This window comes from Micromonospora sp. 15K316 (assembly GCF_004348525.1).
Classification (GTDB): domain Bacteria; phylum Actinomycetota; class Actinomycetes; order Mycobacteriales; family Micromonosporaceae; genus Micromonospora.
Genome location: NZ_SMKG01000272.1, coordinates 1 through 7,035, shown reverse-complemented (window position 1 = coordinate 7,035; position 7,035 = coordinate 1). Strand labels below are relative to the sequence as shown.

Here is a 7,035-nt window from a genome sequence, read left to right as displayed (position 1 = left end):
GGGGCCGGGTGGGTCTGCTCGACGGCGTCTTCGGCGGCCTCGCCGAGGGCGAGCGGGACATCTTCGCCGACCCGGACGAGGAGAGCGGCGACGGGACCCGGTTGCGGCTGGTGCTGCTGCGCGACGGCGGACTGAACGCGGAGGACGACACCGACGAACCGCTCGCCGTGGAGGAGCGTCGGGCCGAGGCGGTGCAGACCCTCGCGGAACGGCGCGGCGTTCGCTGCGACGTGGTGACCGCCGAGGGGGGCTCCGCGTTGGAGCGGCTCGCCTCGCTCACCGCGGTCCCGGATTTCGCCTCGATCTACCTGGCGCTGGCCCACGGGCTGGACCCGATGGCGGTGCCCGCCATCACCGAGATGAAGGAGCTGTCGAACCAGTGATCGGACGTTGGTGGTCGGCCCGGGACTTCCGTGGCCGGCGGCCTCGCGCGGCGGAGCCGAGCGGCGGCGTGAGCGTACGCGGCGAGCGAACCATTCGGCTCGGTGCGGTCGCGGCTCACGGTGTCGCCAGGCGGAGCGGAGCGGCGGCGTGAGCGCCGAAGGCGGGACGAAGGCGATCATCGCCGCCCTGCTGGCCAATGTCGGCATCGCCATCACGAAGTTCATCGCGTTCGCGCTGACCGGGTCGTCGTCGATGCTCGCGGAGTCGATCCACTCGGTGGCCGACTCGGGCAACCAGGGCCTGCTGCTGCTCGGCGGGAAGCGGGCCAAGCGGGAGGCCACCCCGCAGCACCCCTTCGGCTACGGCCGGGAGCGCTACATCTACGCCTTCATCGTCTCCATCGTGCTGTTCAGCGTCGGTGGTCTCTTCGCGCTCTACGAGGCGTACCACAAGTACCAGCACCCGGATGGCATCGACGATCACCAGTGGGTGCCGGTCACCGTGCTGATCATCGCGATCACTTTGGAGTCGTTCTCCTTCCGGACCGCGATCAAGGAGTCCAACCAGCTCCGGGGCAACCAGTCCTGGGTGAAGTTCATCCGCCGCGCCAAGGCGCCGGAGCTGCCGGTGGTGCTGCTGGAGGACTTCGGCGCGCTGATCGGTCTGCTCTTCGCGCTCTTCGGCGTCAGCATGACCCTGGTCACCGGCAACGGTGAGTGGGACGCGCTGGGCACCGCCATGATCGGCGTCCTGCTGGTCACCATCGCCGTCGTGCTCGCCATCGAGACGAAGAGCCTGCTGCTCGGTGAGGGCGCCGAGCAGCACGACCTGGCCGCCATCGAGCGGGCGGTGACCGAGGGGCCGGAGGTCGAGCGGATCATCCACATGAAGACGCTCTACCTCGGCCCGGAGGAGCTGATGGTGGCCGCGAAGGTCGCCGTGGCGGCCTGCGAGACCGCCGAGGAGGTGGCGCGCGGCATCAACGCCGTCGAGGCGCGGATCCGCGCGGCCGTGCCGATCGCACGGGTCATCTACCTCGAGCCGGACATCTACAGCGCCGCGGCCGAGCGTGCGGGCACCGGGTCCGCCGCGCCCACCGCGGCACCGCCGACACAGGATGCGGCGGACGAGACGGCCGAACGGCCGGGGAGCTGAAACACGTGGAACTGTTGTACGGCCCTGTTCGGGACTACGCCTGGGGATCGCGTTCGGCCATCGCCGCCTTGCAGGGGCGTCCGGTGCCGAGCGAAGGCCCGGAGGCCGAACTGTGGCTCGGTGCCCACCCGGGTGCCCCGGCCGCCGTCGAGCGGGACGGCGAACGGGTCAGCCTGCTCGACGTGCTGGCCGCGGAGCCGGAGCGTTGGCTGGGCCGCCAGGTGGTCAATCGCTTCGGCGCCCGGCTGCCGTTCCTGCTCAAGGTGCTGGCGGCCGACGCGCCGCTGAGCCTGCAGGCACACCCGGACGCGAAGCAGGCACGGGCCGGCCACGCGGCGGACATCGCCCGGCCGGCGGCGGAGCGCAACTATGCCGACCCGTACCACAAGCCGGAGCTGCTGGTCGCGCTCTCGCCGTTCGAGGCGCTCTGCGGGTTCCGTGATCCGGCGGAGTCCGCTCGGGCGCTCGCCGCGTTCGACGTACCGGCGCTGGAGCCGGTGGTGGCGGCGCTGCGTACCGGCCTGGCGGGGCTGCGTACGGCCGTCCGTACGCTGCTGACCTGGCCGCAGGAGGAGCGGGCCGGGCTGGTGGCCGCGGTGGTGGCCGCGCCGGCCGAGGGGCCGGACGCCGACCTGGCCCGGTCGCTGGCGGCCGAGTACCCGGCCGACCCGGGCGTGCTGGTGGCGCTCCTGCTCAACCACGTCCGGCTGGTGCCGGGTGAGGCGATCTGGATGCCGGCCGGCAACCTGCACGCCTACCTACGCGGCACCGGCGTCGAGATCATGGCGGCCAGCGACAACGTGCTGCGGGGCGGCCTCACCCCGAAGCGGGTGGACGTCGACGAGCTGCTGCGGGTGCTGCGTTTCGAGGTGCTCGGCGAGCCGGTGCTCGCCGCGCGACCGGTCGGTCCCGGGGTGGACTGCTGGCGGGTCCCGGTGGACGACTTCGCGCTGCAGCGGGTGACTCTGGGCGGCGAGGTGCCGGAGGTGGAGCTCTCCGTCGACGGCCCCCGGGTGGTGCTCTGTGTGGCCGGCCCACTGACCGTGGACGACGGGACGGGTGTGCTGAAGCTGGAGAGCGGCCAGGCCGCCATCGGCAGTGCGGCCGGCGGCCCGCTGCGGATCAGTGGATCCGGCGAGGCGTACGTCGCGTCGAGCGGCGTGAGCTGAGTTCGGCGGCGGGGCGCCGCCGGGCAGGTCCACGGGCTGCCTTCGGGCAGGGAACCGGCAGGCGGCCGGCGGCATCGGTGACGGTTCGCGGTCCGGCGACGGGAATAGCAAGTCCGACTTTTCCGAAATAGCTTGACGTGGTGCTAGCGCAGTGTGACTCTATGAGTACGCAGCGTTATCGCGACGACGGTCCGAGAACGCGCGGGGAACCAAACCGGGGGGATGCACGGGGCGGGCGGATGGTGGACGGAGAGTCCGTTCACGGCCGACCGCCCCGTGCGCTGTCCGCGTCCTGCGCGTCTGCGGGCGGCCGGGGTGCCCACCCGCCGGCGCGCGTAAGGTGGAGGGTCGCGCAGCACATCGTCCGACAGGAGCTTCCATGACCAGCACCCTCCCGGCGGCCAGCGGCACGCCGTCCGAGGCCCGGCCGAACACCGTCGCCGGCGGCGACTACAAGGTGGCGGATCTGTCGCTCGCCGAGTTCGGGCGCAAGGAGATCCGGCTCGCCGAGCACGAGATGCCCGGGCTGATGGCGATCCGCAGCGAGTATGCCGCGGCGCAGCCGCTGGCCGGTGCCCGGATCACCGGATCGCTGCACATGACCATCCAGACCGCCGTCCTGATCGAGACTCTGGTCGCGCTCGGCGCGCAGGTCCGCTGGGCGTCCTGCAACATCTTCTCCACCCAGGACCACGCCGCCGCCGCGATCGTGGTCGGCCCGAACGGCACCCCCGACGCCCCGGCCGGCGTCCCGGTCTACGCCTGGAAGGGCGAGACGCTGGAGGAGTACTGGTGGTGCACCGAGCAGGTGCTCTCCTGGCCGGACGGGCAGGGCCCGAACATGATCCTCGACGACGGTGGTGACGCCACCCTGCTCGTGCACAAGGGCGTCGAGTTCGAGAAGGCCGGCGCCGTGCCGCCCGTCGAGTCCGCCGACTCCGAGGAGTACGCCGTCATCCTCGGCCTGCTGCACCGCACGCTCGCCGAGGACGGCCAGCGCTGGACCCGGATCGCGTCCACCATCAAGGGCGTCACCGAGGAGACCACCACCGGCGTGCACCGCCTCTACGAGATGCACCGCGCGGGCACGCTGCTCTTCCCGGCCATCAACGTCAACGACGCGGTGACCAAGAGCAAGTTCGACAACAAGTACGGCTGCCGGCACTCCCTCATCGACGGCATCAACCGGGCCACCGACGTACTGATCGGCGGCAAGATGGCCGTCGTCATGGGCTACGGCGACGTGGGCAAGGGCTGCGCCGAGTCGCTGCGCGGGCAGGGCGCCCGGGTGGTGGTGACCGAGGTCGACCCGATCTGCGCGCTCCAGGCCGCGATGGACGGCTACCAGGTCGCCACCCTGGACGACGTCGTCGAGCAGGCGGACATCTTCGTCACCGCCACCGGCTGCTACGACGTCATCACCCACGAGCACATGGCCCGGATGAAGCATCAGGCCATCGTCGGCAACATCGGCCACTTCGACAACGAGATCGACATGGCCGGCCTGGCCAAGCGCTCGGACGTCACCCGCGAGAACATCAAGCCGCAGGTCGACCTCTGGCGCTTCGACGACGGCCACGCGATCATCGTGCTCTCCGAGGGGCGCCTGCTGAACCTGGGCAACGCCACCGGTCACCCGAGCTTCGTCATGTCGAACTCGTTCTCCAACCAGACGATCGCGCAGATCGAGCTCTACACGAAGACCGACGAGTACCCGACCGGCGTCTACGTCCTGCCCAAGCACCTCGACGAGAAGGTCGCCCGGCTGCACCTGGACGCCCTCGGCGCGAAGCTGACCACGCTCACCAAGGAGCAGGCCGACTACCTCGGTGTGTCGGTCGAGGGCCCGTTCAAGCCCGACCACTACCGCTACTGATACGACGGGAAACCCGGGCCGGCCGCGCGAGCGACCGGCCCGGTTCGCGTTCCCGCGTCCCCGTACGCGGCCGGTCAGGGGCGTGGCGCCCCGGAGATCAGCCCGGGCCCCGGCGGCTCGGGCGGACCCAGGTCCAGACACACCAGGCGAGCCAGGCCAGCGAGACCGCCGTGGCCAGCGTCCGCATCCGCAACGCGCTCAGCAGGAACACCACGGCCAGCACCGCCAGCCACGGGCCGAAGCCCCTCACCGTCGCCGTCCAGACAGGGCCGGGGCGGAGGCGGCGGTACGGGTGAACAGGTCGTCGGGCACTGTCGTCCTGTCTGCGCGGAGGGATGCCTCGGATCCTTCCACAGTCGCCGGCCGGTCGCGCCGCGCTGCACCGGCCGCAGCCCGGCCCGGCCGCAGCGGTAGGGCGCTCGCCGACCGGCGGTCAGGCATCGGACCGCTCCCCGGTGACCGTCGCCGGACGTACGGCCGGAGCGGCGGGCTGAGCGGGCGGCGTCACGGCCGGGCGCGCCGCCGGCGGGTTCGACCCAGCCTGCGGTGTGCTCTCGGGCGCGGCCCGGCGGATCGGCGCGGTGGGCGGGGAGGCGACCAGCTCCGGCCAGAGCGCCGCCGTGATCGCCCGGGTATGCCCGAGCCGCTGCACCGCCCGGCGATGCCGTTCGCCGAGCACGGCGGCCAGGTAGACGGTCTCCGGCGCGGCCAGCGGCGGAGGCGGCGTGATCACCGCGGCGATCTCGGCCCAGAGCCCCCGCGCCAGCCGCGACCGCGCCGGCTCCACGAACCGGTGCACCCGGGCGAGGTACTGCCGCGCGGCCAACGCCAGGCTGTCGTCGAGCCGGCTCAGATCCAGTGTGTACGCCCAGGTGACGAGCGCGGGAACCGCGGTCGGGACGGGGCGCCACACGGACGCGGTGCGGGTGTGCACGACAAGCGTGCCGGCCACCAGGTCACCGAGGCGGCGCCCCCGCCGGTCGGTCAGCATCACCGTCACCCCGGCCACCCAGCTGACCAGCGGCAGGATGAGACCGGGCCACTCCACCGCGACGCCGACCAGGGCCCGGGTCAGTGACTGCCGGAGACCGACCGGGCCGCCGTCCGCGCTGACCACCCGCAGACCGACCGCGAGCTTGCCCACCGTCTGGCCGTTGTTGAAGCGCTCCATCAGCACCGGGTAGCCGACCAGTACGAACGCCAGCCCGAGGGTGCCGGTCGCGCTGTTCAGCGCCGCGTCGACCAGCTCGAACGGCAGCGCCGCGAACAGCAGCGCGAACAGCACGGCGAGGATCAGGGCGGCCACCAGCTGGGTCAGGACGTCCAGCAGCAAGGCGAGCACCCGCGAGCCGAGCCGGGCGACCCGGATCTCCAACGCCACGGCCTCGCCGCTGACCAGTCCGGCGTCGCTCCACGGCACGGCCCGCCCGTCCGGGCGGGCACGGGCCGTCAATGGTGGTTGCGCGCTCACCCCGACAGTGAACACTATGATCGCCGGACGGGGGTGGCTGTGGATCTCGACGCGTACGTCGCGGAGCACGTCGGGCAGTGGCGGCGTCTCGAAGCGCTGTGCCAGCGCCGCCGCCTCGACGCCGAGGAGGTCGACGAACTCGTCGCCCTCTACCAGCGCACGGCGACCCAGCTCTCCGTGCTGCGCAGCCGCTCACCCGACCCGGCGCTGGTCGGTCAGCTCTCCCAGCTGGTGCTGCGGGCCCGGTCGCGCATCACCGGCCGTTCACGGCCGTCCCTGTCGGCGGTCACCCGGTTCCTGGTCGCCGGTTTTCCGGGCGCGGTCTACCAGGCCTGGCCCTGGTGGTGCGGGGTGGCCACCGGCTTCAGCCTGCTCAGCTTCCTCCTGATGTGGTTCGTGGCCGGCAACCCGGAGACCGCTGCCGCGTTCATCGGTGACGAGGCGGCGGCCGAGCTGGTCGAGTCGGGGTTCGCCGGCTACTACACCGAGTTCTCCGCGCCGACGTTCGCCTTCCACCTCTGGACGCACAACGCCTGGATCGCCGCGCAGTGCCTGGCGTCCGGGGTGCTGATCGTGCCGGTGTTCTACCTGCTCTGGCAGAACGCGCTCAACATCGGTGTGGTCGGCGGCGTGATGATCTCGTACGACCGGGCGGACGTCTTCTTCGGTCTCATCACCCCGCACGGGCTGCTGGAGCTGACCGGGGTTTTCGTGGCCGCCGGGGTGGGTCTGCGTACGGGTTGGGCGTGGATCGCGCCGCCGGCCGAGCTGACCCGGGGTCAGTCGGTCGCGCGGGCCGGTCGTTCCGCGATCGTGGTCGCGCTCGGTCTGGTCGGGCTCTTCGCGGTTTCGGCGTTCGTCGAGGCGTTCGTCACCCCGGCCCCGGTGCCGGTGCCGCTGCGCGTCGGGCTCGGCGCCGCCGTCTGGCTGGCCTTCCTGGCGTACGTCCTCGTCCTCGGCCGCCGCGCCACCCACCCCAC

The 7,035-nt window shown here is 72.2% G+C and carries 7 protein-coding genes; 5 read left to right on the top strand and 2 right to left on the bottom strand.

Features of this window, described 5'->3' with window-relative positions:
• The 4 genes from E1211_RS29130 to ahcY all read left to right on the top strand — a co-directional run.
• A partial coding sequence (locus tag E1211_RS29130) for an SIS domain-containing protein (RefSeq protein WP_305792234.1) occupies positions 1–383 on the top strand: 383 nt, incomplete at its 5' end.
• A 148-nt stretch (positions 384–531) separates the two neighbouring features.
• Complete coding sequence (locus E1211_RS29125) at positions 532–1,539, top strand: cation diffusion facilitator family transporter (protein WP_132352952.1); 1,008 nt, start codon at positions 532–534, stop codon at positions 1,537–1,539.
• 5 nt (positions 1,540–1,544) lie between these two features.
• A complete protein-coding gene (gene manA, locus E1211_RS29120; RefSeq protein WP_132352950.1) occupies positions 1,545–2,708 on the top strand; it encodes a mannose-6-phosphate isomerase, class I in 1,164 nt (387 codons plus the stop codon).
• 379 nt (positions 2,709–3,087) lie between these two features.
• Positions 3,088–4,584: an adenosylhomocysteinase gene (gene ahcY / locus E1211_RS29115; RefSeq protein WP_132352948.1), complete on the top strand. Its 1,497-nt coding sequence runs from the start codon at positions 3,088–3,090 to the stop codon at positions 4,582–4,584.
• Between the two features lie 97 nt (positions 4,585–4,681).
• Here ahcY and E1211_RS32790 read toward each other — a convergent pair whose 3' ends face one another.
• Both E1211_RS32790 and E1211_RS29110 read right to left on the bottom strand, forming a co-directional pair.
• Complete coding sequence (locus E1211_RS32790) at positions 4,682–4,834, bottom strand: hypothetical protein (protein WP_165947366.1); 153 nt, start codon at positions 4,832–4,834, stop codon at positions 4,682–4,684.
• Positions 4,835–5,017: 183 nt separating this feature from the next.
• Positions 5,018–6,055 carry an RDD family protein gene (locus E1211_RS29110; protein ID WP_243709746.1) on the bottom strand — a complete coding sequence of 346 codons (1,038 nt, stop codon included), beginning with the start codon at positions 6,053–6,055 and terminating at the stop codon, positions 5,018–5,020.
• Between the two features lie 33 nt (positions 6,056–6,088).
• Here E1211_RS29110 and E1211_RS29105 point away from each other — a divergent pair.
• On the top strand, positions 6,089–7,035 hold a 947-nt coding region (locus E1211_RS29105; RefSeq protein ID WP_243709745.1), incomplete at its 3' end, for a stage II sporulation protein M.